Source organism: Sporosarcina aquimarina (assembly GCF_023715615.1).
GTDB lineage: Bacteria > Bacillota > Bacilli > Bacillales_A > Planococcaceae > Sporosarcina > Sporosarcina aquimarina_A.
Genome location: NZ_JAMBOM010000001.1, coordinates 1374872 through 1401841 on the forward strand (window position 1 = coordinate 1374872; position 26970 = coordinate 1401841).

Consider the following 26970-nt stretch of genomic DNA (forward strand, 5'->3'; position numbering starts at 1 on the left):
AGTGTTGCTACCTTCCTAGTTTTTTTGAGTTATTTAAGTGGTTGAAGATTTGCAATGACTTCTGCGTCAACCTTTAATAGATCGACAGTGCATAATTGGTTTTTATTTAGATAGTCCTCTACTAAATAATAGCCAACACAGTAACCGGCCATTTTAGGAACACCTTTCCATCCGAATAAGAGTTGGTTGTGTAAAGGGTGAGATTTCCTTAGTTTTATTTTAGATAGAATGGTCTTTTTCCAAATCTTCTCGAGATTTACTTTGGTATGCAGTTTTGTCCAAGATGCTGTATATGCCACTCCTAATCGTTCACGTACTGCATGCTCGGCTAGACCTTCTAGAATAATAGAGTCGAGCAATGTGAACGATTTCTCTGCCTTTTTTATATGCCATAGCCGACAAACATGATTATATTCATGGATGAATAACGCTTTCAACTCACGTTCTGATATCGATTCAGGTACAAATAGGAAGAGTTTATCTGAAAATGCTAAGCCCGCTTTTCCATTCGTTCTACGCATTAACTCCTTATCGGCAGTGTTTGAAGGCAAAATGACAATGGGCACATCGGGTCCACTCCATTTTTCTCTAAGCGCTTGATGCTCCTTTTTCACAATGGTCCAAACATTGTTAAAGACCATAGTATCGACCAGTGTAGTTCCGTTTTTATCCAGTTCCTGATACATGCCATTCATACGAAAGTAATCATGAATTTCTAAAGCTGAAACACCAGGGAATAAGGGTTTCAACTTTTTACATAACTCCATAGGATTATGATACAGGTCAATTAGCCATTCATCTGTTTTTATGACAGGCATCGCAGCACTCCTCTTTAACTTATTGTATGCATTTGTTTACTCAAGGACTCTTGTAACCGTGTTTGTGGATTAGAAAATGTTCATCTTTCGCTTCTTTGCATATCTATAACAGGAGAGGAAGTGAAAGTATTTGGATAAAACTTACTTATCTTGTTTAGCTGAATTTGGAATAGGAGGAGCTCATCCAGGAGGTCTTCAACTTACTAAAAAATTGTTAACCGATGAAAGGTTCGATGAGAACACAGTTGTGTTGGATGTAGGATGTGGGACGGGGCAAACAGCTGCCTATCTTGCGAAGGAATTCGAGTGTCAGGTCATCGCGATAGACAATAATCCATTGATGGTTGAGAAAGCTAAGGAACGTTTTGTAAATTTACAGAAAGAAATAAATATCGAAGTTGCAGATGTTCAAAGATTGTCCTTTGAAAAAGGGTCAATTGACGTGATCCTTTCTGAGTCCGTACTTTCTTTTACAGACCCTACTATCAGTATCCCTGAGATAACAAGAGTATTAAAAGAAAACGGAAGGCTTTTTGCAATCGAGATGGTTCTAGAACTACCGTTGAACGCTGAGGGGAGGAGAGAGATCAGCGAGTTTTACGGATTGGGTCAAATTTGGACTGTGGAGGAATGGAGAAGGGCTTTTCTTGCGTCAGGTTTAGCAGTTGAGTCAATCGAAGTACCTGACTTAGAGGCCAATAGCCATGATAGTGAAACTGCTACTGATTTTTCACTATCAGAATCGATAGATGAAGCGTTTTACGATATTTTGAGCAAGCACTTTGTATTGACGGAAAACTATAAGGATCATTTAGGTGTCCGTATTTTTAAATGCATGAAGTAAAAGACTTGGAGGAGAATAATGGAGATCCGATTGGCCAAGGAGAAGGAAATGTTAGAGATTTTATCTCATTGGAAAGCTGTCATGGCAGAAGCTACAGCAGGGTACTTAGAAAAGAATCCGGAGAGTGAACTCACACCCTTAGCTCCATTTTTCTATAATGACTTTGATTATTTGGTTTCGGTAGAAGAGGGAACGGTTCAAGGTTGGATTGGAACAGGAGAAATCCGCGATGCCCATATTTATGAATTGAAAGGATTCATATCTGAACTGTATGTACTACCAGCGTTCAGGAAACAAGGGATTGGCCGAAAACTTTGTCAGGAAGCAATCAATAAGTTCAACGAGGCAAATTATGACTCTGTTCAATTAAACGTGTTCAAAGGAAATGATGCAAAGTACCTTTATGAGAATTTAGGATTTTCTGAAGTGAGTTGTTTGATGGAGCTAAGATTGGACTCGTAGTAAACGTTGTATTTTCAGTTTTTTAACTAAGATAGATCCACATTGAGGAAGGCAGTTTTGAGTTAGAAGAATTACAAAGCACAAGTTACATGATTCCTTGAAAAGAGTAAGCTAATGACGTAATTAAAATGCAGCTAATACGATGGGGAATTATAGCAGGAAATGAATTGGAGTAGTAAATATCTTGTCTGATTAGAGTTTTCTTGCAAGTCTATCAATAATGTGTTAAAATAATAGCAACTATTCTGAACGGAGGTGGAAAGAATGAACAAGACAGTCGCGCTGACAGGTGTACAAGTAGATACTGCCATGTATTTTGCACGTGTCATTACTTTCGTTTTTTTGGAGAACGGGATACGTATGTCCATTTTTACAAAACCAAAAAATGATAGCGCAACTGATTAACTTCATTCTTTTCACGAAAAGACTGCTTGTTAACAGGCAGTCTTTTTTGTTTGCCTGAAATCAGTGCGCTCCTGGAGGCACTCATTATGCATATTAAAGCTGAAAATCTTACAAAATCTTTTGGCGGTACAGTCATATTGGAAAAACTGACCATGGAAGTGAATTCTGGAGAACATGTGGCACTTGTTGGTCGAAACGGTTGTGGAAAAACGACACTATTAAGTTTACTTGCGCGTGTTGAATCTCCTGACGAGGGTCGTATTATTCAAGCAAAGGACAGCAAAATCGGATATTTGCATCAGATTCCTTCCTATCCAGATCACCTTGTTAGAGATGTTTTGCTGGAGGCGTTTAGTGAGTTGCTTGCAATTGAACGCCGAATGAAAGAACTTGAATTACAAATGGCAACCGATAGTTCGGAACGAATTCTTAGTCAATATGGGGAACTCCAAGAGAATTATTTGGAACTTGGAGGCTATGAGATGGAATCCAAGTTAACTAGCATCTCGAATGGATTAGGGATTATGCACTTTTTCCAGCAGCAATTTGATGCGTTAAGCGGTGGTGAGAAAACAAAAGTGATGTTGGGCCAAATCTTACTGAAAAATCCGGATATCCTTCTTTTGGATGAACCGACAAATCATCTGGATTTATCTGCCATTGAATGGCTAGAACAACACCTGCAACAATTCCCAGGAACTGTCGTACTCGTTTCTCATGACCGTCAATTCATGAACCGTGTCGTTAAGAAAGTCATTGAGTTAGAAGATGGCCAATGCTGGCTGAGTCACGGAAATTACGACGCCTTCCTATTGAATCGAGAAGCTAAATTGGAACAACAGTTTTCGGAGTACAAAGAGCAGCAAAAGAAAATCAAGAAAATCAGGGAGGCAATTCGCAGACTGCGTCAATGGGCAAATGAAGCTTCACCACCAAATCCAGATTTATTCCGAAAGGCGAAGTCCATGGAGAAGATGTTAGCGAGGATTGAAGTCGTCAAAAAGCCGAAAACAGAGAAAGCAATGCGACTACGCTTAGAAGCAAGTGACCGTAGCGGAAAAGAAGTCGTACGGATCGAACAGTTAACTCATCGTTTTGCTTTGGAACAGCCACCGATTTTCGATGGGATTTCTATGTCAGTGTACTGGCAAGATCGCATAGCGATAGTCGGGAATAACGGAACGGGTAAGTCTACGCTATTGAAAATGATCATGAACCAGTTAGTTCCGTCTGAAGGAGGAATTCACATAGGCAGCAATGTCACAATCGGATACTTGGCTCAGCAATTTGAAACACTTAACGATGAACTGCGCTTAATAGATGCCTTCCGTGAAGAAATTGAGATGACGGAACCCGATGCCCGCCACGTTCTCGCACAGTTTCTTTTCTACGGTCATGATGTTTTTAAGAAAGTGAAAGACTTAAGTGGAGGAGAGAAGATGCGACTTCGACTCGCGCAGCTGATGCAACAAGATATTAACTTGCTAATTTTAGATGAACCAACAAACCATTTGGATATTGAGAGTCGGGAAGTCCTGGAAGATACGCTTGGAAATTTTGAGGGCACTATGATTGCAGTGAGTCACGATCGCTATTTTTTGCAAAAGCTATTCACGAAAATTGCGTGGATCGATCAAAAAAAGATGACGGTACACGAGGGTGATTTTGTATTTGCACAGAGAAAGCAAGTTGGGCATGAATGAGGAGGTCGTTATGCATCGAATTCTAGTGATGGGAGTTTCTGCGGGGGCGGGGAAATCGACTTTTGCTCGTACCTTAGGAGAAAAGCTTAATTATCCAGTTACTTATTTAGATCGTCTATTTTTTGAACCTGGTTGGAAAGAGGTTGCTGAGGAAGTATTTGAACAACGTCAAGTTGAAGCGACATCAGGTTCCAATTGGATTATAGAAGGAAACTATTCCAGGACAGTATCAGTACGTGAAAAACGTGCTGATACTATTGTTTACTTGGAACTCCCTCTCTACCTGTGCTTGTATCGTGTGCTAAAACGGCGCATTCGATATCATCGTCAAACGAGACCTGAACTAGGAAAAGAATGTCCTGAAAAATTGGACTGGGAATTCTTTAAGTATATCGTCACTACGTATAGACGTCGAAAACTAGAGATGCAGGGTCGGATGCGCCGATATGCAGATGAAGGGAAAAGGGTGTTCCATCTTCAATCACGGCGACAAATAAGAGATTTTCTTAGAAATTTGAACAAACATACATGAAAGAGCTGCCTAAGCAGTTCGTTTTATTTGTGTGTACAATACTTTTAGGTATTACTGTATAGAATTAAGAGTGATTTTGAGGGTGAAGAGGAGGATTTATTATTGGGGCTTAGGAGTTTATGATCACACTGAGAAGTTTATGAGCGGAAAGCGAGATTTATGAGCACATTGCCGAGTTTATGAGCGAACTGCGAGATTTATGAGCACATTGCAGAGTTTATGAGCGAAATGCAAGATTTATGAGCACATTGCCGAGTTTATGAGCGAACTGCGAGATTTATGATCACATTGCCGAGTTTATGAGCGGAATGTGAGATTTATGAGCACATTGCCGAGTTTATGAGCGAACTGCGAGATTTATGATCACATTGCCGAGTTTATGAGCGAACTGCGAGATTTATGATCACATTGCAGAGTTTATGAGCAGAATGTGAGATTTATGATCACACTGCGGAGTTTATGAGCAGAATGTGAGATTTATGATCACATTGCAGAGTTTATGAGCGGAAAGCGAGATTTATGATCATATTGCCGAGTTTATGAGCGAACTGCGAGATTTATGATCACATTGCGGAGTTTATGAGCGAACTGCGAGATTTATGATCACATTGCGGAGTTTATGAGCGAACTGCGAGATTTATGAGCACATTGCAGAGTATATGAGCGGAAAGTGAGATTTATGATCACAATCCAGAACTTATGAGCAGAATCCACGATTTATGACCAGCACATCGATGCTAGCGATCGGCAAACGAAAAAGAGCAGCCGCAGCTGCTCTTTTTCATGTGGTCTCTTTTAGAATGTCATCTACTGTTGCATTCACTTCGTCGCGTTTCATCTTCTCTTCGCCTTTTTCAAGCGCAGACAACGTCTTTTTCGCGAGCGCTAAGGGGATTTTGCAGAATAACGTGATGTTTTTCGTTTCAATCTGTTTCATATATTCATCCGCCATGTCTAGATTTTCTCGGGCATAGTCAAACAAATCATCACGCGTCCATCCTTCTGGTAAGAAACGGACGCCTCGTTCTGCGTCTTCGTCCTGATTACGCAACATATTAACTGCCTGTAACCCACGTCCATATCCAATCGCTAACTCGCGATCGGTGATTGTACCATCGTATTGCTCCCAAATATCTGAGAGCATGACACCGACAAGTCCTGCTACGTAATACGTATACTCATCCAAGTCTTCTTTTGTTTCGATTTGGAAGTCTTTTTCCACCCATTTTGCCATCCCATCCGCCATAATTGCAGTGACGTTGCGGACATTTTCATACAACTCCGGTGGGCAGACAGCGAGCCAATCAGCTAATCGAAGTGTCACTTCGGGTAATTGACCTTGTACAGGTTTTAAGAGTTCAACATAGTCTGCTTCGTTGAATCCGTTTCGAAGAAGTTCTGCTGTAGCACGGAGCAAAGCAGTCTTTTTCACAGGATCCAGTTGTTCGTGATCTTCGATTTCATCGATTGCTCGTAGGCATAGATAAGCAGAGCCGACCGTTTTTCGAAGTGTTGGGTTCAATAATTTAATCGGTATGTAGAATGTTCGGCTTGTTGCTTTTAAAACGCGCATCGCATCTTTTTGTAGGGCAGCTTCATTCATGTCAAATCCTTCTTTCCATAATACGATGTAGTAAATTCTAGTATTTATATCATACCGCTTACTCACGGTCATTTCCATTGAAAGCCACTTTAATGCTTGACGCGGATTTGATTGAAATTTATACTAATAAATACTTCAATGATTAAATTATTTAGCTGATAAAGTAAATTACCAAGAAGGAGGAGTTTATGTCCGTGGGAAACTCAAAGGATTTTGTAAAGTTTGAAGAATTATTTTGGAATGTGACTCGGGAAATGGGGAAGATGTGGAAACAAATCTTTGAATCACATCTACCAGGATCGCAGTCTCATTTAGTTTTTACACTAGCGCGTAAGGGGCCATTGAAAATGTCGGAGTTGGCGCAAATTCTCGGATTGACCGCTGGTGCAGTGACCTCTGCTTCAGACAAACTCATCGATCATGGATATGTGACCCGAATTCGTGATGAAAAGGATCGCAGAATTGTCTATTTGGGAATTACTGACGAAGGAAGAGAAATGCTGCAGCAGTTACGCGAGGTTGGTAGAACGAAAATGACCGAAGCGTTTAGTCATCTTACTGAAGACCAACTGCCGATGATTCTCGAGATTTTTGAACAGGCAGCTGGAAATATATCGAATATGAAAGGAAATGAAAAATGACCCACTTAACAGCGAAGCAAAAAGTGACGATCATGATTGCAATTATGACGGCGATGTTTTTCTCCGCGATTAATCAAACGATTATTGGTGTCGCCATGCCACGAATCATTTCAAAACTAGGTGGCATGGATTATTACACGTGGGTCATCACAATTTACTTGCTGACAATGGCGGTTGCGACAATACTTATTGGGAAATTGTCTGATATTTACGGTAGAAAACCGTTTCTTCTTGCGGGTATCGGAATCTTCATGGTCGGTGCATTCTTGTCAGGATTTTCGTCCACGATTTTCCAACTGATCATTTTCAGAGGCATTACAGGAATCGGCGGTGGTGTCATCATGTCTACTGCGTTTACTGCAGTGGGTGATTTATACTTACCAAGAGAACGGGCAAAATGGACGGTGGCAATGAGTGGAATCTTTTGGATTTCCAGTGTCCTTGGACCTTTGATGGGAGGATACATTGTCGATCACCTCGATTGGCATTGGGTCTTCTGGATTTTCTTGCCCCTTGGATTTGTAGCATTTGTGTTGATTGCAAAACTGTTCCCGAAAGTTCCTAGAAGAGAAGGTGAGACTATCGACTACCTTGGTTCTCTATTTTTAACGGTAACGATTGTTTCACTCTTACTCGCTTTCAGTTTAGCAGGTGAAGGAGTAGGCAAATACCCATGGTCTTCTTGGCAGATAATCGGACTCTTTGCATTGACCATATTAGCGTTGATGGCGTTTGTTGTTACTGAAAGCAAAGTGAAAACACCAGTCTTACCGCTTTCACTATTTAAAAACGACATTGTTACCATGTCTAATATCGCAGGGTTTTTATTAGGTGCAGGTATGATGGGAATTATGATTTATATGCCGTTCTTCATTCAAGGTGTAAAAGGAATTTCACCTAGTGGATCTGGTTACATTATGATGCCGATGTCCATTACAATGGTGTTTGCAACCACGTTCGCCGGAGCTTTTATGACGAAAACGGGGAAATATAAAGGGTTGGCCATCTTAGGATTATCGATTGGAGCCATTGGCATCTTTTTGATGAGTTTCATTACTATCAGTACCTCTGTAGCATTGATTATCTTGTATTTATGTATCGTTGGGATTGGTCTTGGGCTCAGTATGCCTGTATTTTCACTCACTGTACAAAATGCGGTTAGCTTGCGACAACTAGGTGTTGCCTCAGCTTCTTCACAGTTGTTCCGATCTCTTGGGAACACTATTGGAATCGGTATTTTTGGAGCGATTATGAGTTCAGTTATGTCAAAAAAGTTAACGTCAGAGTTTTCAGGTGAGAGCAGTGCATTAACCAATTTGCCTCCTGAAGAAGCTGGAAAGATCGGCCAGCTGATGAATCCAGAGATTTTATTGGATGGTCCAAGACTGGAAAAACTAACAACCAGTCTACCAGCGGATATTCAGCCGATTGCAGAACAGCTAGTAGGAACAGTTAAAGGGGTATTCAGCGAAGCCATTACAACAACTTTCTTTGTGGCTGCTTGTATCATGGTTGTCGGGATAATTGTTGTGATATTTTTACGTGCGATTCCACTTGTCTCTGCAAATGATCCTTCATCAGCAAAGCAACAAACCAAGCAGTAATCACAAAATCAGGTGTAGCCTTACGGAGTTGTTCCGATAAGGCTACTTTTTTTCGACCAAATCGACATGATTTCGGACAGAATGTGCACGTAAACGGCCAAGGTACGCAGGAGGTATTGAATTAGGAACAGTCTAGACGTAGAATAACTTTAGTATTCAGAAAGTTTAAAAGATTGATTTGCAAATGCATCTTAAGGAGGAGTTACATATGGGAGAATTACGCCAAGTAAACAAAGAGGATTTTAATAATGAAGTATTGAACAGTGAGGTGCCTGTTGTCATCGACTTTACTACAGACGGATGTGGACCTTGTGAATTGCTTGTACCGATTCTGAAGGATATCGATGACAAGTTTGGTTCACAAGTAAAAATCATTCAGCACAATGTGGACTTTGATGATTTGGTAAATGAAGCAAACGAGCATATCAAGACATATGACGTCATGGGCTTCCCTACAATTGTTATCGTTAAAGACGGAAAGTCTGTTGATAGTATTCTTGGAATTTACGACCCCGAAGAAATTGAACGTAGAGTCCAACAAGTATTGTAACGGAAACTGTAATTTCAAGCGAAAGGACGTGAACCATCTTGGTGACGGCAACGCAAAAAAGTGTTAAGCGAGATATCCGGCGTCAACAGGAGAGTGGCATGTGGAAATCGTATGTCCGTCTCCTGTTTAAAACCAAGCTGCCATGGTTCTGGTTAGGGTTTCTTGCGTTACTTAATATCGGTGATATAACGTTAGGTCTTTTACTACCAGCCTATACTGCGGAAGTTGCTTCGGGGGTTATAACCACTCCAGTGATTACAGGTGTAGTCGTTGTAATTGTTGTGCGTGTTCTAGCTTCAGGTATTATTCGATACATCGCTAAAATAACTTCCTATAAGATTGACATTCGCTATCGCAAATTGATCTGGAATCGTCTAATGCGGTCGCCAATCAAACTATATGATTCCGTTAAGCCAAGTGAGATGGTAAGCCGTACAGTAAATGATACATCTCAAATCAGTTCAGTTATTTCCGGACTACTACCTTCTTTGATCGGAATGATCTATGGCACAGGTTACATAGCAAAGGTGCTGTACGGATACGATTGGCGCTTGAGTGCTGGGTTGGTACTGTATACACCGGTCTATGTATTATCGATTATATATTATGGTAAATGGAACTATAGGACACACAAATATACACAGAATCGTCTTGCTGGTTTGACTCAGTTTCTCTCGGAATTACTTGTGAGTATCCCGTTGATTAAATCATTTGCGAATGAACGAAAAGAGACGGAACGCGGAAAAGATAATATACAGCTTTACTACAAAGCAAACATGAAGCGTTCGTTGACGGCATGGGTAAATACACCGCTCACTAGCATACTAAATCTAGTGATGGAATTGTTCGTGATTGTGTTCGGGATTTACTTGGTTACTCAAGGGACTATCACAATTCAGATCTGGATTGCCTTCTTTATGTACGTTGGGATGTATTTCGGAATGTTAGAAACGTTCGGCATGATGTATACGCAAATTAAACAAAGCCAAGGAGCGACTTCACGTATTGCACATCTCGTTGAAAACGATCTCGAACAATACCACCGTGAACAGGAAGTAGACAGCGATCAACTCGATCTTGAGTTCAATCACGTGACGTTTGCATACGGTGACAAACTTGTCCTTGATGAAGTCTCATTTACGGTCCCTTACGGAAAGGTAACTGCCATTGTTGGACCGAGTGGTGGAGGAAAGTCAACAATCTTGGCGCTCCTTCAACAGTTGTACCATCCGAATGGTGGACAGATTAGTTTCGGCGGCACACCGATTGAGAAATTCCATTTAGATAGTTGGCGTAATCTATTCAGCTATGTAGCTCAAGATAGTCCGCTATTTGCTGGGACGATCAGGGAAAACATTATGTATGGACTTGAACGCGAAGTATCAGAGTCAGAACTCATCAATGCTGCAGAGAATGCCAATATCTTAACCTTCATTAACGAACAGCCGGATAAGTTTGATGCGTCTGTAGGTGAAGGTGGATCGAGTCTCTCAGGTGGTCAGCGTCAGCGCATTGCAATCGCTAGGGCATTCTTAAGGAACTCGGACTTCTTGCTGCTAGACGAGGCGATGGCAAGTCTTGATGTCCAATCTGAAAAAGCGGTTCAGGCAGCTATGAGCGTTTTGATGGAAGGTCGAACAGCTATCGTTGTTGCTCACGATCTATCGATCATCCGCAATGCAGACCAAATCATTCTTTTGAATGAAGGAAAAGTGGAAACAACAGGGACACATGAGGAAGTTCTGAAAGAAAGCGATTTATATAGACAGTTTGTTGAATTTTTGAATAATACAACTAAGGGCTGATGACTGCTTGTAGAAGGAACGGGGGAATCAGCAATGAATGATCTGAAACGCAGAAGCTCTTGGGGAGAATTCTTCCATCTTATTAAGACATCAAAACTGCCGTGGCATCTATACTTTTTCCAAATAGTGTCTTCCCTTGCGACGACAACGCTATTGCTCAGTATGCCTCTTGTCATCCAGCAAATTATGGAAGGAAACATTTTTGATAAAGAGATTGTTATGAAATACGTCTACATGAATATTGGTAGCGTTGCACTTGTGACCATTTCATCCTTCTTTGTCTATATCACGAGTCCGATTACCAAAAGGAATATCCAGCGTGTTATATGGCCCAAACTGATTCGTTTACCTATGAAAGAGTACCGTGATAACAAATCGTTGAACATGATTAGTCGGGTAACACTCGATCCTTCGTACATTGACCGCTCGATTTCGGATTTTACGGGTCTTTTCAATACAACTTATAGCTTGGTTGGTTCGTTTGTCATCATGTATGGCATGAATGTCAAATTGACACTGGCTCTACTACCGGTTATTCCTTATATCGTTATTGTATCTATTGTTGTGGGGCATTTCACACAAAGAACACAACATGGAGTTCAAAACCAATTGTCCAATATGACGGCATTCTTTGCAGAACGTCTCCCTAAGATCAGACTTATCAAAACATTTGGTAAAGAAGATTTTGAGTTTGAAAAATCGAGCCGAGTGATTGAAAACCAATATACAGCTGATAAGAAACGAGCATTTGTAGACCTATACGCCGAACCACTCATGCAAAGTGTCCAGGCGATTGTAGTAGGTACGGTTCTTGTTTATGGCGGGTACTTGGTTTCTAAAGGAGACATGAAAGTCAGCCAGGTCATTTCGTTCTATTTATATGTACAGTTCATCCACAACAACGTATTGCAGTACGGACTGTTCTGGCAAACACTTAAACAAGCAAAGGGTGCTTCTACAGAAATCGCTAAAATTCAAGAAGACGGAGAAGAAAAGCTGGATCGCACGTATACGTTCAGAGAAAAAGCGACCCAGACTGATGCGGATTTAACGTTAGAGAATGTTTCGTTCAGCTATGACCAACGTCTCGCGTTGAACAATGTCAATTTGACGATTCCTAAAGGGAAATTAACAGCCATTGTTGGGCCGAGTGGTGGAGGTAAATCTACTATTTTTGCAATGCTTGAAAGATTATATGAACCAAATGTTGGTCGCGTTCTGATTGGGACCACGCCAGCTGAAAAGGTTCACTTAGATGAATGGCGATCTGGTATTGCATATGTATCTCAAAATGCACCGTTACTTTCAGGTACGATCAGGGAGAATATTTTATACGGGATTCATGAAGATGTCAGTGATGATATTGTGTGGCTTGCTGCACGACACGCTTCTGCAGAAGAGTTCATCCGTGAATTTCCAGAAGGATTGGATAAAGACGTCGGTGAGTTCGGGACAAAACTTTCAGGCGGTCAGCGTCAGCGAATTGCAATCGCCAGAGCCTTTGTCATGGATCCGGAGTATTTACTTTTGGATGAAGCCATGGCAAGTTTGGATGCCCAAAGTGAACACGAGATTAATCGCGCACTTCGTTTATTAATGCATGGTAGAACAACTGCATTGATTAGTCACAATTTACGGACGATGAAGCAGATGGATCATATCATTGTTGTCAACAATGGACACGTGGAAGCATCTGGAACACATGCGGAATTGATAAAAACGAACGAGTTATATGGAGATTTAATCGAGATTCAAAATGAGAAAAACGAGCTGCTGTCATTTATGTAAAGGATAGCAACAAAAAAATAAAAGGGGTGCTTTACATGGAAACGATTAAAAAAGCTTTTTTAGTATTCATGCTGATGATAGTGACAGGAGCATTAGCAGCTTGTGGCGGAGATTCGGCAAATGATAATTCAGCAAAGCCTGATACAGAAGCGACAGACACTGATACAACAGAGTCTGGAGCAGACGCAAGCGCTGAGAACGTGGAACCAACAGATCCGAACTTCGATAAAATTCTAGACTTGCTCAAAGAAGCAGGAGTAGAAGTTGGCGAAAAAACAACTGGAATTGCTGACATCGCTGGAGCTACACAAGTTATGAACGTTGTTATTAATGGTGAAGATATGCTTCCTTTCCAAGTTTACATGATGGAACCGGGCAGTGAAAACTTGAAATCAGCAAAAGAAAAAGGCGAAGTGACAATGGAATTCGAAGGTCAAGAGGGACAAATCCCAATGGAAGTTAAAGATGATTTCCTATACTTTATCGCGGATGGACATCCAGATCATGACAAGGTATATGACGTGATGGTAAACGACTTCAGTCAAGAATAATAAGGATATTCGCCGGCATAGCCCCTGCAATCATGCTATGTCGGCTATTTTATCACCAACGATAGAAATGGAGGAACGATCATGAGCATACCTAAAGATGCGATTAAGAGTAATTTGCATGTGCACGTACTTGAAAGTAAAAATTTTAAAACCATCACTGTGGAATTGAAGTTTCAAACTTTATTAGATCGTGCGACAATTACTGAGAGAACGCTATTACCTGGGGTTTTACGAGCAGGTAGTAAGTTGTATCCAACTGCTGGTGCAATGCAGAACGAGCTGGATGATTTATATGGGGCATCGTTTCAACTTTATCAAAGTGTTACTGGGAACAGTCACATTTTAACGGTTCAAATGGAGTTCGCCAACGAACGATTTATTGATAACGAAAATAACCTCGCTGAGAATGTGTTTCGATTTATCAACGAATTCTTATTCAATCCGAAGACTAGTCAAAGCGGTTTTGATAAAACTACAGTCGGACAAGAAAAAGAAAAGTTAAGAAAAAATCTTGAAGCGAGTAAAGATGATAAAACCTCCTATGCAGATGAGCGATTGATGGATGAGATGGCACTTGGTGAACGATATGCTGTACACCCGAACGGTTATTTGGAAGACATTGATGCGATTACAGAACAACGACTTTTGTCCTCATACAAAGCACTTTTGGAGACTGCGAGAATTGATGTTTTCGTTGCAGGAGATGTAAAACCTGAACGGACAAAGGAATTAATTGAAAAAGTGCTTACTGGAGTGCCTAGCGGTAGTGATCTGCGTTTGGAAGAAGGAGCGGCGTTACCAAAGGAAGTGAAGTCAGTTGAATCGTCAAAGATCATTCGTGAAATAGATGATATCCAGCAAGCAAAATTGCACATCGGGTATCGTACTCAAACGATTTTTACAGATGATGATTTTGAAGCATTGATGGTAGGAAGTATGCTTCTTGGCGGGCATGCAGGCTCCTTGCTATTTACGACCGTTCGGGAACAGCATAGTTTAGCGTACTATGTGGGAGCAGACTTAGATCTATTTAGTGATAAACTGATTATTTTCTGTGGAATCGCACCTAAGGATTATGAAAAAACTGTAGAAATTATTGATGAACAAATAAAGATTCTACAGACAGGAACATTCTCTCAAGACGTTTTAGAAGATACCAAAGCAATGATGGTCGGCAGCTACCAACAAGCACTAGACGGTATCGGCGGAATGATTACAACAGAATATCAGAAAGTACTAACGGGGACACAGAAAACACCACAAGAGATGATTGAGAAGTTCAAGTCAATCACTCGTGAAGATATTATAAGAGCGACTAGTAAACTAGAGCGAGACACAACGTTTATTCTAACAAGTGAGGAGGGACAATAATGGAGAAATTGGCATTTTCAACAATTGATGAAATGGTTTATACAGAACAATTACCGAACGGATTGAATGTCATCTTGATGCCAAAAAAGACATTAAGCAAAACGTTCGGCATTTTTACGACAGATTTCGGTGCGGCAGATTTAGAATTTATTCCGTTTAATAAAACTGAGTCTGTAAAGATACCGGCGGGGACTGCCCATTATTTAGAGCATAAGCTGTTTGACAAAGGCGACCATGACGTTTACGCGGACTTTGGTAAGCTAGGTACTGATGCGAATGCGTATACGAGTGATTCAGAGACCTCTTATTATTTTACAACAGTTGGGAACGAGATTGATAATGTAGAACTGCTATTAAATTTTGTTCAAGATCCTTACTTGACAGATGAGACGGTGAACAAAGAAAAAGGGATAATTAGTCAAGAATTTCAAATGTACGCAGACATTCCCGATCAGCGTATTTACTTAGCTGTCCAGGAAGCCTTGTTTGCGAAACATCCTGTACGAAACGAAGTTCTCGGTACAATCGAATCGATTCACAATATGACCAAAGAAGAATTGTTAACAGCATACGAGACATTCTATCATCCAACAAATATGACATTAGCAGTTGCCGGCAATTTTGATACTGAAGAAATGATGACTGCCATTCGAAAAAACCAGGGACAGAAACAATTCCCTGACATCGGTCCATTTACACGAGTGTATCCTGAAGAGAACAATGAAGCGTTTGCTGCAGAGGTTACTCTTAACATGAATGTAAGTGTTCCCAGATTGATGGTTGGGGTCAAGGAATATGGCGGTGAAATCCCAGCTGAAGAACTGGGGCTACGCAAGCTATTAACGAATATGACGCTAGACTATTTTTATAGTCGTAGCGGTCAATTTTATCAGGAATTACTTGAGGAAGAGCTCGTAGATTCATCATTTATATACACTTCTGTAATCGATAAAACATTCGGTTTCACGATGATCGGCAGTAACTCAAATCACCCTGAACAACTGGCAATAACAATTAAGAAGCAGCTACATTCACTATCAACATTTGAGCTAGAAGAACAGCAGTTCGAACGCTTGAAAAAGAGAACAATCGGAAAGACACTAAGACGCATGAACTCTATAGAAAACAATGCACAGGGTATGATCTGGAACCGCAATCGAGGGTTGTCCTATTTTGAAACAATCCCAGCCATCCAACAACTGACACTCGATGATTGGAAATCATTCCTCCTTTCATGGATCCACGAAGAGCGCATGACAGTTGTCACTATCCAGCCTGAATAACCATAGCTCTTCTTCCGTAATGGGAGAAGAGTTTTTTTATTTGCATAATTACGCCGATTACTTGGGATATGGTATAATTCGAACAACATTAGTTGACAAGGTGATCAATACATGAATATTATCTCGGGGATTTTTTTAACGATTACAGTTTTTACAGGGCTCTTTCTAGCTCAATCAGCAGTAGGTATTCATCCGTTAAAGTCGATACAGAAAGTAATCCTCTCCATAGTAATCGCAACTATTGTTTTCGAAGCGCTTCAATTTCTTACGGGAAGGGAGCTTAATTCGGGCATCGTCTCGATCCTTTTACTACCTGGGCTCGTATGGTTCGTTCGCATGCCGTTCCTCCAGGCAGTTTTTACGATTCTACTTGGATGGACTTATCAGATAGCAATCGTCTATGTGTTGCAACGAAATCTTTTTGAATTAGCGATTATGCAGGCTAAATTAGAAGCCGATTCCTTCATCATCTTCATGATGGAACTGTTTATACTCATGAATAATTTGTTAATCATTTTATTTGTTGTACGTTTGAAACCAATTTTACTTCCAGCTGAAGTGTTCAGAAAAACTGAAACAACTGATAAACCCAAATTGGTGCATCATACTACTTTATTAGCTAGTGCAGTTTTGCTTATTGTAATGGGAATATTTTTCCAATACACTTATAATGAGCGACAATTTTTCACTCCAGCTTATCGACTTTTCTTAACAGGTTGGTCCCTGTTATTACTAGCAATTTTGGTCGTTTATTTAAAAACATCACTTCGGCAAAAGCTCGCACAAGAAAAATTCTACCTAGACCAGCAATACCAGCAAGATATGCTTTCTTTCTTTACGGTAATCCGTTCGCAACGTCATGATTTCACCTTTCACTTAACATCAATATACGGACTTTTGAAAAAGAACGAGTATGATGAAGCGAGCTCATATATTGGTCAAGTCGTTCAGCAAGTTCAGGATGTCAACGAATTACTTCCTCTAGCTCATCCTGCAATGAGTGCACTGCTAAACACACAAGGGGAACTGGCTAAGCAAAAAGGAATTGAAATCCACTATTCAATATTTGATGATTTACGGGGAATTCCTGTTTCAGTATATGATGTCAATAAAATTCTGGGGAATCTCATTCAAAACGCAATGGAAGAACTCGAATTGCTGCCAGCTATAGAGCGTAAACTACATGTGGAAATTACGAAAGAAAAAAGGCATTACGTGATTCGTATTCGTAATCGAACCACAGCAGACCATCAACGTATCATGAGCATGTTCCAATCCGGATTTTCAACAAAAAGTTCACACGAAGGAATTGGTCTTGCAGGAGTTGAAAAAATTGTGACTGCGAATTTTGGGGTGATTTTCCCTGAATTGAGTGAAGAGTGGTTGACCATACACGTAAGAATACCAGAAGACACAGAAAATTATTGAAGCGATTTAAAGGGGGAGTAGTATGCAAATCCGAACAATGATTGTAGATGATGATCAGCAAGCAATTGATTTACTAGCTGCTGATCTTAAATCTTTTCCTTTCATTTCACTCATTAATACCGCAAATAGCGGGAAGTCGGCATTGGCTGTTTTACGAACGGAGAAAGTAGATTTATTATTTTTAGACATTGAAATTGGGGATATAACTGGTTTAGAGTTAGCTGGACATATTCAGTCCGTATATCCTCATATTGAAATTGTCTTTGTTACGGGACATGCGGGATTTGCGCTAGAGGGTTATGACTACCGTCCCTTAGATTTTCTTATCAAACCTATCAATTTTTTTAGGTTAGAGAAAACAATGATGACTGTTCAAAAGTCTTTTCAAGAATCTCAGAAATCCAGTATCCCGAATCATAAAATCGGTATGAAGGTTTCAGGTGGAATTCGTATTGTGAATGTAGGGGATATTTTATATATCGAAAAAAGTGGACGCAAAATCTCAATTGTCACTTTGCATGAGTCATTTATTTCTGGAGATTCCATGAAAGAAATCGAAACGATGTTCGATGGATATGGTTTTTATCGAGCTCATCAGTCTTTCATCGTTCCTTTACATCATATAATTGCAGTTCAGTCGGATTCCACCGCACGTTCTTATACCATTGAGCTTTTGAATGGACAGCAAATCCCATTAAGTCGAAACAAATATAGTGAACTTCAAACTTTGCTGGAAGCAGAGGGAATTCAAATTGTGTAAAGAGGAACAGATTGCTGGTAAAAGCATCTGTTCCTCTTGTTTTGGTTAGTTATCTGAATTATCATTAAACTGAGTATCTCAAATTGAGGGGGATGTTGATGACTAGTCAATTCAATGTTGAAAGTCTTATCGATCATGTTCAGTCTGTGCGAAGAAATACGTTAGGTGATTTGCTACTCCGAACGAGTGAACGATTTCCAACAAAGCTTGCACTCGTTTTTAAGAGTCAACGTCTTACTTATGAAGAGCTGAATGTTTTAGTGAATCGTACAGCACACGGCTTATTATCAGTCGGTATAAAGAAAGGTGACTTTGTCACTGTGATGTCTAGAAACAGTTTAGATTTTGTCGTCTTGAACTTTGCTTTAGCTCGCATCGGATCGATAATGGTCCCCATCAATTATATGCTAACTAAAGACGAAATTAGCTATATTATCGAACATGCCCGAATTCATGCTGTGTTTGCCTCAAAAGAGTTTACAGCAATTATGGACCAATCCTTGGTACGTCATGAAGTTGAGAAAAAAGTAATCATTGGTCAGTTTGATGAATGTTCGCCTGAACAGTGGATTTCCATCAACACCATTCGAAAGGGTCAGTCTGCTGATCTCCCAGAAATACAAATCGAAGATGATGATGTCGCGCAGGTGTTATATACAAGCGGTACGGAGTCGCGTCCTAAAGGTGTTATGTTAAGTCATAAAAGCTTGATAAGTGAATATGTCAGCAGCATGATTGACGGGAAAATGAGCGCAGAAGATATCGTTATACATGCGCTCCCTCTATACCACAGTGCTCAATTGCACGTCTTCCTTGGCCCGAGTGTATATTTAGGTTCAACTGGGATTATTTTAGAATTTCCATCACCAGAGACGATTTTACAAACTATCGAAGAGGAAGGGGCATCGTTGTTGTTCTGTCCTCCAACTGTGTGGATTGCTCTTCTTCGGCATGCAGATTTCGATAAAAGGGATTTGTCTACTTTGAAAAAATGCTATTATGGCGCTGCGATTATGCCGATGGAAATCTTGAAAGAACTAAAAAATCGGTTACCAGGTGCATCCCTTTGGAATTTTTATGGCCAAACGGAAGTTGCGCCTCTCGCAACTGCACTACAACCTGAGGACCAACTAAGGAAACTAGGTTCAGCAGGATTGCCAACTTTGAATGTGCAGACAAGGATTGTAAGTGATCAAGATGAGGAAGTTCCACGAGGGCAACTCGGTGAAATCGTCCATAGAACGCCACATGCGATGAAAGGATATTTGCACGATGCAGAAAAAACAGCAGAAGCTTTTCGTGGAGGTTGGTTTCATACGGGTGATTTGGGTATCATGGATGAAGATGGCTATTTAACGATTGTGGATCGGAAAAAAGATATGATTAACACGGGTGGAGTCAATGTTTCCAGCAGAGAAGTCGAGGAAGTCATTTATGAAATGGAAGGTGTGTCCGAAGTGGCGGTCATTAGTATTCCAGATTCTTATTGGATTGAAGCAGTTACTGCAATAGTCATTCCGAAAGCACATACGGAAATACAGAAAGACGAGGTTATCGAGTTCTGCAAACAACGATTGTCATCATTTAAAGTGCCGAAGTATGTAGAGTTTACAAACGAACTGCCTAAGAATCCTAGTGGGAAAGTATTAAAACGCACGTTGCGAACAGATTACACGAACTTGAGCGGTAAATGAATACTTCGTCTGTCAGGAACGTGTTTCTGTTTCGAAGTACAAGTGCGCATGGAGGCTACATCCTGGATTAAAGTTACTATGACAGGTAGGACAGCTGGATCGGCAGCTTAAATACTGTGCGACGGTCAATTCATGTCCACAACTGCCGCACAAAACGGCTTTTTGATCAAAGGAATTTTGTGGCCATGGTTGTGGCTGACCACATCCACAATGTGCATGGCATTCGTAACAAGGGAAATACTGATTGCAGCAATAAAATTTAATGGCAATACGATCGAGTTCTTTATGATAATGCGCGCATCTCGTTTCAGAATCAACTTGGATTCCAAGAACCGTTTGTCCATGAATTTGCACCAGACTTTCAACTCCTTTCTCTTTATTGTAAGCTAAAATATGAAAGCAGACAAAAAGCATGAATTTACGTGGATTCAAGACATTTTGATGCATACTACAACATGTTTTGTGGTATACACAAGTAGGAAGGAGGGATTGCTGAATGACATTTGTCCACTTAGGCGTGTTTTTACTCGCCGTATCGTTCGCGATCTTCGCAATTTATTTATGTATTGTCCTATCTCGAATATCCGGACTGCTGACGACTGTCGGGAGTACTGTGAACCGAATGGTAGACAAAACGGATGTCACCATTAAAGAATTAGAGCTGACAATTGTCGAAGCGAGAACTTCAGCTACTGATGTACAAATGAAATTAGATGCTTTGAACAACGTAGCAGCAACTGCGAAAAATCTTGGAGATACTGCGTACACAGCTACACAAAGTGTACATGGGATGGTAAAGACTTTTGCGGAGCAGCCGGATTTACCGGGTACTAAGCCTTTCATTGGGCTAATCCAGTTAGCAGAGTTTGCTTCTAGCCTTCTCTCTACATGGAAGAAAGCTGAAAATGTAACGAAATGATGGAGGGATGAAGATGAGTTTAACCGGAATTGGAGTACTCCTAATCGGAGTCGCGTTTCTCATACTTGCGATTTACATAGCGCGAGTGTTGAATGGTGTTGCAGGCTCATTAGGCGGAGTGAACAAAACACTCGAGCAACTGCCAGACCAACTCGATGGAATATTAGGTGAAACAGGACAGCTGATACGTCATTCAAATGATACTTTGTCAGATGTGAATGAGAAATTGGGCAACTTGACGCCAATGTTTGAAGTAGTGGGTGATGTTGGGAATACGACACGCAATTTAACAGCTTCACTTCATAATGTGACAGATGCTGGAAAACGTAAAGTGGACCGTTTGGATGAGAGTATTCGAAACAAATCCATTGGCGGCCTTTATGGAACAGTAGCTCTAGGTTATTTTGCAATACGCAAGAGCGCAGCAATGAAAAAATCGACAAGCTATTCACGACCAGGTACTTTACTTGGTGAAGGGGAGCAACGTGCAAATGACATTCAGCGGATGAAAGCTGAAGCAGCTGTTGCTGCAAAATCCGGAAAGTATGTGAAAGAGGATTTATAAAAGATAAAAAAAGCGCTGGCAGTTGCCGGCGTTTTTGTTTGGAGAAATTTGATAGTAAAGGGGGAGCTTCCTAAACTCATGTCCAATATATATAAAAAGCCGGTGCTCATCGGCACCGGCTTACAAGTTATTTCTTAAGAAGTTCTGCTTCTGTCTTCATTTCTTTTTTGTTTTGCTGAAGGTAGAAGAGGAATGACAGGAAACCATACAACCCTTGATATCTTTTACGTCTAGTTAAGTTTGCTGCATCTCCAGTATTCTCTTTCAACGTATTCGATTTACTTAATGCACTTTGTGTGAGAGAACGAGCAGCTTCTCCAGTATCGCCAACAATCTTGAAAAGAGGAGTAATTTCGTTTACTTGCTGATTCACATTACCGATCGTTTCGTTACTCGTATTCAACACGAGCTGTGCTTGTCCGGTTACGTCATCCATTACATTTGGCAACTTTTCAGTTGTCTGTTTCAAGTTATCCATAACGTCTCCAAGGTTCTTGAGAGGTTTGATCAGAATCACGACTAAAACTGCAAAGGCAATTCCAATGACCAATACACCAATACCCATCCAATCCATCTACATCACCTCTAGGTTAGTTTTTCTGCTTCGGTTCAGGCAATCTTTTCTGAGGAGAGGGGAGTAAGCCCACTCTCTCTGTTTTTCGTTTGTTTTGTTTTGGAAAATCAGAAGCGTTTGTTTGTTTTGCTTTTTCTCGTTTAGCTCGAAAATAGATGCTAGCAGCGATTCCTGTAACGGTATTCGCTTTTTGCATCAAGTCTTTGTACTTTGGATCAGGTTTACTGATCTGTTCAGACAGTGATTTAAATGACTTATTCATATGTATCGTTGAATCGTCCAATTTTTCAGCTGTCTTTGAAACACTGTCCAATGATTGCATTTTGCGTTCTACATCTTCTGTAATACGGTTTGTATTCGCAAGTAATTCGTTTGCTTGATCGGTAATGCCGTTTAACTTACCTTGCATAGTTGTTAATGTTTCGGAAACTTCATTCATCGTCGCTTTTGCGCTTTTTAATGTAATGATAACGAATACTGCGATGAGAAGAAGTGAAAGCGCGGCAATTGCTGCACTAACATACAAAAGAATCTCCATTCCACAATCCACTCCATTCTGACTGTCGTCTGCTACTTACCCCACATACCTAGTTGTACCACTATTTCATTGTGCATAAACACTCCTGGACATGCAAGTTCAACTATAGTAGAAAGCCATTGCGATGAACATCAAAATGAAAATTGGGATTCCAGTTAGGAAAAACACCTTTGGGCTCATGGAAAAAACTTCTGAAGGTGAACGCATGGACTCTAAGTCTTCTTTAGAATGCTTGAATGAAAATACCTTCCTCATACTCCTATTAAAAAAATCAAATGAACCTGTCCGGAAGATGTAGATAATTCCTCCTACAAACAGCAATAGGCCTCCCACATAGAATGAGGAATTGATGTATGCCAACAACGACATCCCTTCTTTTGATAAAAAAGAAAGAATGAAAATAACCAATTGACCGAATAAAAAAAACAGAGCGATTTTTTTCAAATTTCTAACCTCTTTTTCTGAATCTTGTACGTAATCACTATGTATAATACAATACTATTACAACTTTTACAAAGAGAAAACATAGGAGAAACCGCTTACCGACACAATTTATAGGCAATTCACATTCATCTATTGGTTGTGTCTAGTAAAATTTCTTTCAAAAACACTTTGACTTAAGAGAATTTAATTGTATAATGAAATAGTGTTAATTCTTCAGACAATTATAAAAAAGGGGGGCTATACCTTGAAGAACACAAAATGGTTGTTACTAATGGCAATGACATTAGTACTAAGCATCTTCCTTGCTGCTTGTGGCGGTGCGGAAGAAAAAGAAAAAGACGCTTCAAAAGATGGTGAAAAAGATGGCAGTGCAACTGAAACACCTAAAAAAGAAGACGGTGAGCCAGACGCTGAGCAGATTTTGAACTTAGCTGAATCTGCTGCAATCCCTTCTGTTGACTCTGCAATCGTTGAAGATGCAGTAGGATTCAACGTATTGAATAACGTAAACGAAGGTCTTTACCGTTTAGACCAGGAAAACAAGGCTATTCCAGCAATGGCTTCTGAAGAAGCAACTGAAAGTGAAGATGGACTTACTTATACGTTCAAACTTCGCGATGCAAAATGGTCAGATGGAACACCTGTAACTGCTGACGATTTCGTATTTGCTTGGCAGCGTGCAATCGATCCTGCAACTGGATCACCTTACGGACCATTCATGATGTCTGGTACTGTTAAGAACGCAACAGCAATCAGTGAAGGTAAAATGGATAAGAAAGAACTTGGAATCGTAGCGAAAGACGAAAAGACTTTGGAAGTAACGCTTGAGCGTCCAGTTCCATATTTCCTTTCATTGATGTCTTTCGGAACATTCTACCCACAAAAAGAAGAATTTGTTACATCTAAAGGCGATGCATACGCAACAAACTCTGATAACCTTCTTTATAACGGACCATTCACACTTACTGATTGGGACGGTACTGGCGGTAGCTGGTCTTATAAAAAGAACGATGAGTATTGGGATGCTGAAAACGTAAAACTTACAGAAATCAACGTAAACGTTGTTCAAGATTCAGCAACTGCTGTTAAACTTTACAAAGATGGAAAGCTTGACCGCGCTGGAGTATCTGGCGACTTGGCAATGCAATATTCTACAGATCCAGAAGCTGTCGTTCAACCGGAAACTTCTGTATTCTACATGAAGTTCAACCAGAAGAAACTAAAACAAGAAGAAACACCACTTGCTAACGTTAATATCCGTAAAGCAATCGCAAAATCATTCCAAAAAGAAGACCTTGCAGATGTCGTGTTAGCTAACGGATCACTTCCTGCAAACTTCCTAGTACCAAAAGACTTTGCTTTTGACGAAAACCAAAAAGACTTCCGTGAGCTTAGTGGAGATCTCTTGACTTACAACGTGGAAGAAGCTAAAGAGTATTGGGAAAAAGGTTTGAAAGAACTTGGAGTAGATTCACTTGAGCTTGAAATCCTAGGTGGAGATACTGATCTTTCAAAGAAAATGGACGAGTACTTCAAGTCACAGCTCGAAACAAATCTCGAAGGTTTGACTATCAAACTTAAAGAAGTTCCATTTGCAGTTCGTCTTGAATTGGACGACAAGCAAGATTACGATATTCAAATTTCAGGTTGGGGACCTGACTTCCAAGACCCTATCTCATTCCTTGACTTGTTCGTTACAGATGGCACAAACAACTTAATGTCTTACTCTAACCCTGAGTATGACAAGTTGATTGCTGATTCTAAAGCAGAACTTGCATTGAAGCCAGAAGAACGTTATGAAGCATTTGCAAAAGCTGAAAAAATTCTTTTAGAAGATGACGCAGCGATTGCTCCGATTTATCAACGTGGATTGATTTTCCTTGAAAAACCACACTTCAAAGGTTTAGTAAGTCACCCATTCGGTGCTGACTACAGCTACAAGTGGGCTTATATTTCAGGTAAAGAGTAAACGTTAGATAGCTGAATAACGGGAGTATATGGTGAGTATTCACCATATGCTCTCTTTTTAATAATATCGAGTATTGCGAATGTTTTGTAAGTGCTTTCATTTTGAAAACAAACCGACAATTGGTTTCACATAGAGTAGTGGTACATAGATCTGGAGGTGCACTATGGTTAAATATATTGGAAAACGAATAATTTATATGTTCATCACAATGTTTCTCATTGCGACTGCTACATTTTTCTTAATGCAAACGTTACCGGGTTCACCCATTCAGTCATACAGCAAATTGAATGATACGCAAAAAGCTATAGTTGAAAAGAAATATGGAATTGATAAACCGAAACCTGTTCAGTATGCAATCTATATGAAGAACTTGGCAAAAGGTGACTTAGGAACATCATTTGCGTTTAAAGGGAAAAGCGTAAATGATCTACTTGCTTCGCGTATGAAGCCATCCTTTATACTCGGAATCCAAGCAATGGTCTTCGGAACGATAGTTGGGATATTGCTCGGTATGATTGCAGCACTAAAACAAAATACTTTCTGGGATTATGGAAGCACCTTTTTTGCCATATTAGGAATTTCAATTCCTTCATTCGTATTTGCAACACTTCTTCAATATTATGTTGGTTCACAGTGGCATCTTCTTCCAGTCGGACTTTGGAACGACGGTTGGAAATCTAGTATCCTTCCATCTCTCGCGTTGGCGATGGGACCGTTAGCATTATCTGCACGTTTCATCCGTACAGAAATGATTGAAGTTATGGGATCAGACTACATTACACTTGCAAAAGCAAAAGGGGCTAGTGGTTTTGAAATTGCATTTAAACACGCATTCCGAAATGCATTAATTCCTTTGATTACGGTTTTAGGTCCCGTAGCAGCAGGTTTAGTAACAGGTTCACTCGTTGTTGAGCAAATATTTGCAATTCCTGGAATCGGTGAGCAGTTTGTTTCTTCAATTATGGTGAATGACTTTGCAACAATTATGGGTACGACATTATTCTTCTCAGCATTCCTAATTGTTGTCATCTTTATTGTGGATATTTTATATGGTGTCATTGATCCTCGTATCCGCGTGGCTGGAGGGAAAGCATAATGAAAAAAGATATCGAACAGCTGCCACAAGAACAATTTGAACGTGTCCATATCGATAGCTCGAAAGCTGAACGGATTGAGAAGCCAAGTTTGAGTTTCTGGCAAGATGCTTGGTTACGCCTTCGTAAAAACAAAGCAGCGATCATTAGTATGGTTGTACTTGTTTTGGTAGTACTCATGGCGCTAATTGGACCTCATTTGAACGGTCATGATGGAACTACTCAAAACTTAAGACACGCAAACTTACCACCTAAAATGCCTGGAATTGAAAAAATGGGGATAATGGATGGTTACGGTAACTTGAGTGGTGAAAAAGTAGATTTATATGCAATGAAAAAAGTTGATGAGTATTATTGGTTTGGAACAGATGGTTTAGGTCGTGACTTATTTACACGCCTTTGGGAAGGAACTCAAATTTCATTGCTAATTGCATTCGTTGCTGCAATGATTGACTTAGTTATCGGTGTAATTTACGGAGGAATTTCTGGTTACTTCGGCGGTCGTACAGATGACATCATGCAACGAGTTGTTGAGATACTAATTGGTATTCCGACATTGATTGTTGTTATTCTCATGCTGATGATCATGGAACCAGGACTCATGGCAATCATCATCGCTATTTCCATTACCGGATGGATTGGAATGTCGCGTATTGTCCGTGCTCAAATCTTGAAATTTAAAAACCAAGAATTTGTCTTAGCTGCTCGAACTTTAGGATCGAATGATTCTAAGATTATTTCAAAGCATTTGTTGCCCAACGTGTTAGGGATTATTGTCATTAATACAATGTTTACAATTCCGAATGCAATATTCTTTGAAGCGTTTCTTAGTTTCATTGGACTCGGACTACAACCGCCATCTGCTTCACTAGGTACTCTTATTAATGATGGCTTCAAAGTTATGGAATTCCAACCTTATGTATTATTGTTCCCGGCCCTTGTCATTAGTATCTTGATGATTGCATTTAACTTAATTGGTGATGGGTTACGTGATGCACTTGATCCGAAAATGAAAGACTGATAGG

At 40.2% G+C, this 26970-nt stretch carries 27 protein-coding genes; 21 read left to right on the forward strand and 6 right to left on the reverse strand.

Annotated elements, in window-relative coordinates:
• Window positions 1-29: 29 nt before the first annotated feature.
• A complete protein-coding gene (locus M3197_RS06655) occupies window positions 30-818 on the reverse strand; it encodes a DUF2268 domain-containing putative Zn-dependent protease (RefSeq protein WP_251659835.1) in 789 nt (262 codons plus the stop codon).
• Window positions 819-948: 130 nt separating this feature from the next.
• Here M3197_RS06655 and M3197_RS06660 point away from each other — a divergent pair, with 130 nt between their 5' ends.
• The 5 genes from M3197_RS06660 to M3197_RS06680 all read left to right on the forward strand — a co-directional run bounded on the left by M3197_RS06660 (window position 949) and on the right by M3197_RS06680 (window position 4764).
• A complete protein-coding gene (locus M3197_RS06660) occupies window positions 949-1662 on the forward strand; it encodes a class I SAM-dependent methyltransferase (protein ID WP_251659837.1) in 714 nt (237 codons plus the stop codon).
• An 18-nt stretch (window positions 1663-1680) separates the two neighbouring features.
• Window positions 1681-2124, forward strand: coding sequence for a GNAT family N-acetyltransferase (locus tag M3197_RS06665; RefSeq protein ID WP_251659839.1), 444 nt, complete (start codon window positions 1681-1683; stop codon window positions 2122-2124).
• A gap of 264 nt (window positions 2125-2388) precedes the next feature.
• Complete coding sequence (locus M3197_RS06670; RefSeq protein ID WP_251659841.1) at window positions 2389-2529, forward strand: RAxF-45 family protein; 141 nt, start codon at window positions 2389-2391, stop codon at window positions 2527-2529.
• 86 nt (window positions 2530-2615) lie between these two features.
• On the forward strand, window positions 2616-4232 hold the full coding sequence (gene abc-f, locus M3197_RS06675) for a ribosomal protection-like ABC-F family protein (protein WP_251659849.1): 1617 nt from the start codon (window positions 2616-2618) through the stop codon (window positions 4230-4232).
• 10 nt (window positions 4233-4242) lie between these two features.
• Complete coding sequence (locus M3197_RS06680; RefSeq protein ID WP_251659851.1) at window positions 4243-4764, forward strand: P-loop NTPase family protein; 522 nt, start codon at window positions 4243-4245, stop codon at window positions 4762-4764.
• A 781-nt stretch (window positions 4765-5545) separates the two neighbouring features.
• On the opposite strand, the gene M3197_RS06685 is transcribed toward M3197_RS06680, so the two are convergent.
• Window positions 5546-6367, reverse strand: a complete 822-nt coding sequence (locus M3197_RS06685) for a squalene/phytoene synthase family protein (RefSeq protein ID WP_251659853.1) — start codon at window positions 6365-6367, stop codon at window positions 5546-5548.
• Window positions 6368-6561: 194 nt separating this feature from the next.
• Between M3197_RS06685 and M3197_RS06690 the strand changes: the two genes are divergently transcribed.
• From M3197_RS06690 to M3197_RS06740, 11 genes are all read left to right on the forward strand, one after another.
• Complete coding sequence (locus M3197_RS06690; RefSeq protein WP_251659855.1) at window positions 6562-7008, forward strand: MarR family winged helix-turn-helix transcriptional regulator; 447 nt, start codon at window positions 6562-6564, stop codon at window positions 7006-7008.
• On the forward strand, window positions 7005-8612 hold the full coding sequence (locus tag M3197_RS06695) for an MFS transporter (protein WP_251659857.1): 1608 nt from the start codon (window positions 7005-7007) through the stop codon (window positions 8610-8612). Before M3197_RS06690 ends, M3197_RS06695 begins: the two co-directional genes overlap by 4 nt.
• Before the next feature lie 208 nt (window positions 8613-8820).
• Window positions 8821-9162: a thioredoxin family protein gene (locus M3197_RS06700; RefSeq protein WP_251659858.1), complete on the forward strand. Its 342-nt coding sequence runs from the start codon at window positions 8821-8823 to the stop codon at window positions 9160-9162.
• Window positions 9163-9203: 41 nt separating this feature from the next.
• The gene (locus M3197_RS06705) at window positions 9204-10967 is read left to right on the forward strand and encodes an ABC transporter ATP-binding protein (RefSeq protein ID WP_251660135.1); all 1764 of its coding nucleotides are present in this window, start codon (window positions 9204-9206) and stop codon (window positions 10965-10967) included.
• 33 nt (window positions 10968-11000) lie between these two features.
• Window positions 11001-12755 (forward strand): ABC transporter ATP-binding protein, encoded by a 1755-nt coding sequence (locus tag M3197_RS06710; protein WP_251659860.1) that lies wholly within the window; start codon window positions 11001-11003, stop codon window positions 12753-12755.
• Between the two features lie 35 nt (window positions 12756-12790).
• Window positions 12791-13306: a hypothetical protein gene (locus tag M3197_RS06715; RefSeq protein ID WP_251659862.1), complete on the forward strand. Its 516-nt coding sequence runs from the start codon at window positions 12791-12793 to the stop codon at window positions 13304-13306.
• Window positions 13307-13387: 81 nt separating this feature from the next.
• Window positions 13388-14677 (forward strand): EF-P 5-aminopentanol modification-associated protein YfmF, encoded by a 1290-nt coding sequence (gene yfmF, locus M3197_RS06720; protein ID WP_251659863.1) that lies wholly within the window; start codon window positions 13388-13390, stop codon window positions 14675-14677.
• On the forward strand, window positions 14677-15960 hold the full coding sequence (gene yfmH, locus M3197_RS06725; protein WP_251659865.1) for an EF-P 5-aminopentanol modification-associated protein YfmH: 1284 nt from the start codon (window positions 14677-14679) through the stop codon (window positions 15958-15960). The genes yfmF and yfmH overlap by 1 nt, the downstream gene beginning before the upstream one ends.
• Window positions 15961-16071: 111 nt before the next feature.
• Window positions 16072-17388, forward strand: coding sequence for a sensor histidine kinase (locus M3197_RS06730; protein ID WP_251659868.1), 1317 nt, complete (start codon window positions 16072-16074; stop codon window positions 17386-17388).
• 22 nt (window positions 17389-17410) lie between these two features.
• The gene (locus M3197_RS06735; protein WP_251659871.1) at window positions 17411-18148 is read left to right on the forward strand and encodes a LytR/AlgR family response regulator transcription factor; all 738 of its coding nucleotides are present in this window, start codon (window positions 17411-17413) and stop codon (window positions 18146-18148) included.
• A 98-nt stretch (window positions 18149-18246) separates the two neighbouring features.
• Window positions 18247-19842 (forward strand): acyl-CoA synthetase, encoded by a 1596-nt coding sequence (locus M3197_RS06740; RefSeq protein ID WP_251659873.1) that lies wholly within the window; start codon window positions 18247-18249, stop codon window positions 19840-19842.
• 125 nt (window positions 19843-19967) lie between these two features.
• Here M3197_RS06740 and M3197_RS17460 read toward each other — a convergent pair whose 3' ends face one another.
• Window positions 19968-20186, reverse strand: coding sequence for a hypothetical protein (locus M3197_RS17460; protein WP_432813970.1), 219 nt, complete (start codon window positions 20184-20186; stop codon window positions 19968-19970).
• A 152-nt stretch (window positions 20187-20338) separates the two neighbouring features.
• Between M3197_RS17460 and M3197_RS06750 the strand changes: the two genes are divergently transcribed.
• Both M3197_RS06750 and M3197_RS06755 read left to right on the forward strand, forming a co-directional pair.
• Complete coding sequence (locus M3197_RS06750) at window positions 20339-20761, forward strand: DUF948 domain-containing protein (RefSeq protein ID WP_251659875.1); 423 nt, start codon at window positions 20339-20341, stop codon at window positions 20759-20761.
• Between the two features lie 13 nt (window positions 20762-20774).
• Window positions 20775-21326 carry a DUF948 domain-containing protein gene (locus tag M3197_RS06755; protein WP_251659878.1) on the forward strand — a complete coding sequence of 184 codons (552 nt, stop codon included), beginning with the start codon at window positions 20775-20777 and terminating at the stop codon, window positions 21324-21326.
• A 127-nt stretch (window positions 21327-21453) separates the two neighbouring features.
• Here M3197_RS06755 and M3197_RS06760 read toward each other — a convergent pair whose 3' ends face one another.
• From M3197_RS06760 to M3197_RS06770, 3 genes are all read right to left on the reverse strand, one after another.
• Window positions 21454-21900, reverse strand: coding sequence for a DUF948 domain-containing protein (locus M3197_RS06760; protein ID WP_251659880.1), 447 nt, complete (start codon window positions 21898-21900; stop codon window positions 21454-21456).
• A 16-nt stretch (window positions 21901-21916) separates the two neighbouring features.
• Window positions 21917-22438 carry a DUF948 domain-containing protein gene (locus M3197_RS06765; RefSeq protein WP_251659882.1) on the reverse strand — a complete coding sequence of 174 codons (522 nt, stop codon included), beginning with the start codon at window positions 22436-22438 and terminating at the stop codon, window positions 21917-21919.
• Window positions 22439-22537: 99 nt separating this feature from the next.
• Complete coding sequence (locus M3197_RS06770; protein ID WP_251660139.1) at window positions 22538-22807, reverse strand: DUF3899 domain-containing protein; 270 nt, start codon at window positions 22805-22807, stop codon at window positions 22538-22540.
• A gap of 319 nt (window positions 22808-23126) precedes the next feature.
• Between M3197_RS06770 and M3197_RS06775 the strand changes: the two genes are divergently transcribed.
• The 3 genes from M3197_RS06775 to opp3C all read left to right on the forward strand — a co-directional run bounded on the left by M3197_RS06775 (window position 23127) and on the right by opp3C (window position 26966).
• Window positions 23127-24851: a peptide ABC transporter substrate-binding protein gene (locus tag M3197_RS06775; protein WP_251659884.1), complete on the forward strand. Its 1725-nt coding sequence runs from the start codon at window positions 23127-23129 to the stop codon at window positions 24849-24851.
• Window positions 24852-25014: 163 nt separating this feature from the next.
• A complete protein-coding gene (opp3b, locus tag M3197_RS06780) occupies window positions 25015-25947 on the forward strand; it encodes an oligopeptide ABC transporter permease (protein WP_251659886.1) in 933 nt (310 codons plus the stop codon).
• On the forward strand, window positions 25947-26966 hold the full coding sequence (gene opp3C / locus M3197_RS06785; protein ID WP_251659888.1) for an oligopeptide ABC transporter permease: 1020 nt from the start codon (window positions 25947-25949) through the stop codon (window positions 26964-26966). Before opp3b ends, opp3C begins: the two co-directional genes overlap by 1 nt.
• Window positions 26967-26970 lie beyond the last annotated feature (4 nt).

Coding starts and splice junctions, on each gene's coding strand:
- M3197_RS06655 (WP_251659835.1), bottom strand. CDS start 818: ATGCCTGTCATAAAAACAGATGAATGGCTAATTGACCTGTATCATAAT.
- M3197_RS06665 (WP_251659839.1), top strand. CDS start 1,681: ATGGAGATCCGATTGGCCAAGGAGAAGGAAATGTTAGAGATTTTATCT.
- M3197_RS06670 (WP_251659841.1), top strand. CDS start 2,389: ATGAACAAGACAGTCGCGCTGACAGGTGTACAAGTAGATACTGCCATG.
- abc-f (WP_251659849.1), top strand. CDS start 2,616: ATGCATATTAAAGCTGAAAATCTTACAAAATCTTTTGGCGGTACAGTC.
- M3197_RS06680 (WP_251659851.1), top strand. CDS start 4,243: ATGCATCGAATTCTAGTGATGGGAGTTTCTGCGGGGGCGGGGAAATCG.
- M3197_RS06685 (WP_251659853.1), bottom strand. CDS start 6,367: ATGAATGAAGCTGCCCTACAAAAAGATGCGATGCGCGTTTTAAAAGCA.
- M3197_RS06695 (WP_251659857.1), top strand. CDS start 7,005: ATGACCCACTTAACAGCGAAGCAAAAAGTGACGATCATGATTGCAATT.
- M3197_RS06700 (WP_251659858.1), top strand. CDS start 8,821: ATGGGAGAATTACGCCAAGTAAACAAAGAGGATTTTAATAATGAAGTA.
- M3197_RS06710 (WP_251659860.1), top strand. CDS start 11,001: ATGAATGATCTGAAACGCAGAAGCTCTTGGGGAGAATTCTTCCATCTT.
- M3197_RS06715 (WP_251659862.1), top strand. CDS start 12,791: ATGGAAACGATTAAAAAAGCTTTTTTAGTATTCATGCTGATGATAGTG.
- yfmF (WP_251659863.1), top strand. CDS start 13,388: ATGAGCATACCTAAAGATGCGATTAAGAGTAATTTGCATGTGCACGTA.
- yfmH (WP_251659865.1), top strand. CDS start 14,677: ATGGAGAAATTGGCATTTTCAACAATTGATGAAATGGTTTATACAGAA.
- M3197_RS06730 (WP_251659868.1), top strand. CDS start 16,072: ATGAATATTATCTCGGGGATTTTTTTAACGATTACAGTTTTTACAGGG.
- M3197_RS06735 (WP_251659871.1), top strand. CDS start 17,411: ATGCAAATCCGAACAATGATTGTAGATGATGATCAGCAAGCAATTGAT.
- M3197_RS06740 (WP_251659873.1), top strand. CDS start 18,247: ATGACTAGTCAATTCAATGTTGAAAGTCTTATCGATCATGTTCAGTCT.
- M3197_RS17460 (WP_432813970.1), bottom strand. CDS start 20,186: ATGGACAAACGGTTCTTGGAATCCAAGTTGATTCTGAAACGAGATGCG.
- M3197_RS06750 (WP_251659875.1), top strand. CDS start 20,339: ATGACATTTGTCCACTTAGGCGTGTTTTTACTCGCCGTATCGTTCGCG.
- M3197_RS06755 (WP_251659878.1), top strand. CDS start 20,775: ATGAGTTTAACCGGAATTGGAGTACTCCTAATCGGAGTCGCGTTTCTC.
- M3197_RS06760 (WP_251659880.1), bottom strand. CDS start 21,900: ATGGATTGGATGGGTATTGGTGTATTGGTCATTGGAATTGCCTTTGCA.
- M3197_RS06765 (WP_251659882.1), bottom strand. CDS start 22,438: ATGGAGATTCTTTTGTATGTTAGTGCAGCAATTGCCGCGCTTTCACTT.
- M3197_RS06770 (WP_251660139.1), bottom strand. CDS start 22,807: ATGTCGTTGTTGGCATACATCAATTCCTCATTCTATGTGGGAGGCCTA.
- opp3b (WP_251659886.1), top strand. CDS start 25,015: ATGGTTAAATATATTGGAAAACGAATAATTTATATGTTCATCACAATG.
- opp3C (WP_251659888.1), top strand. CDS start 25,947: ATGAAAAAAGATATCGAACAGCTGCCACAAGAACAATTTGAACGTGTC.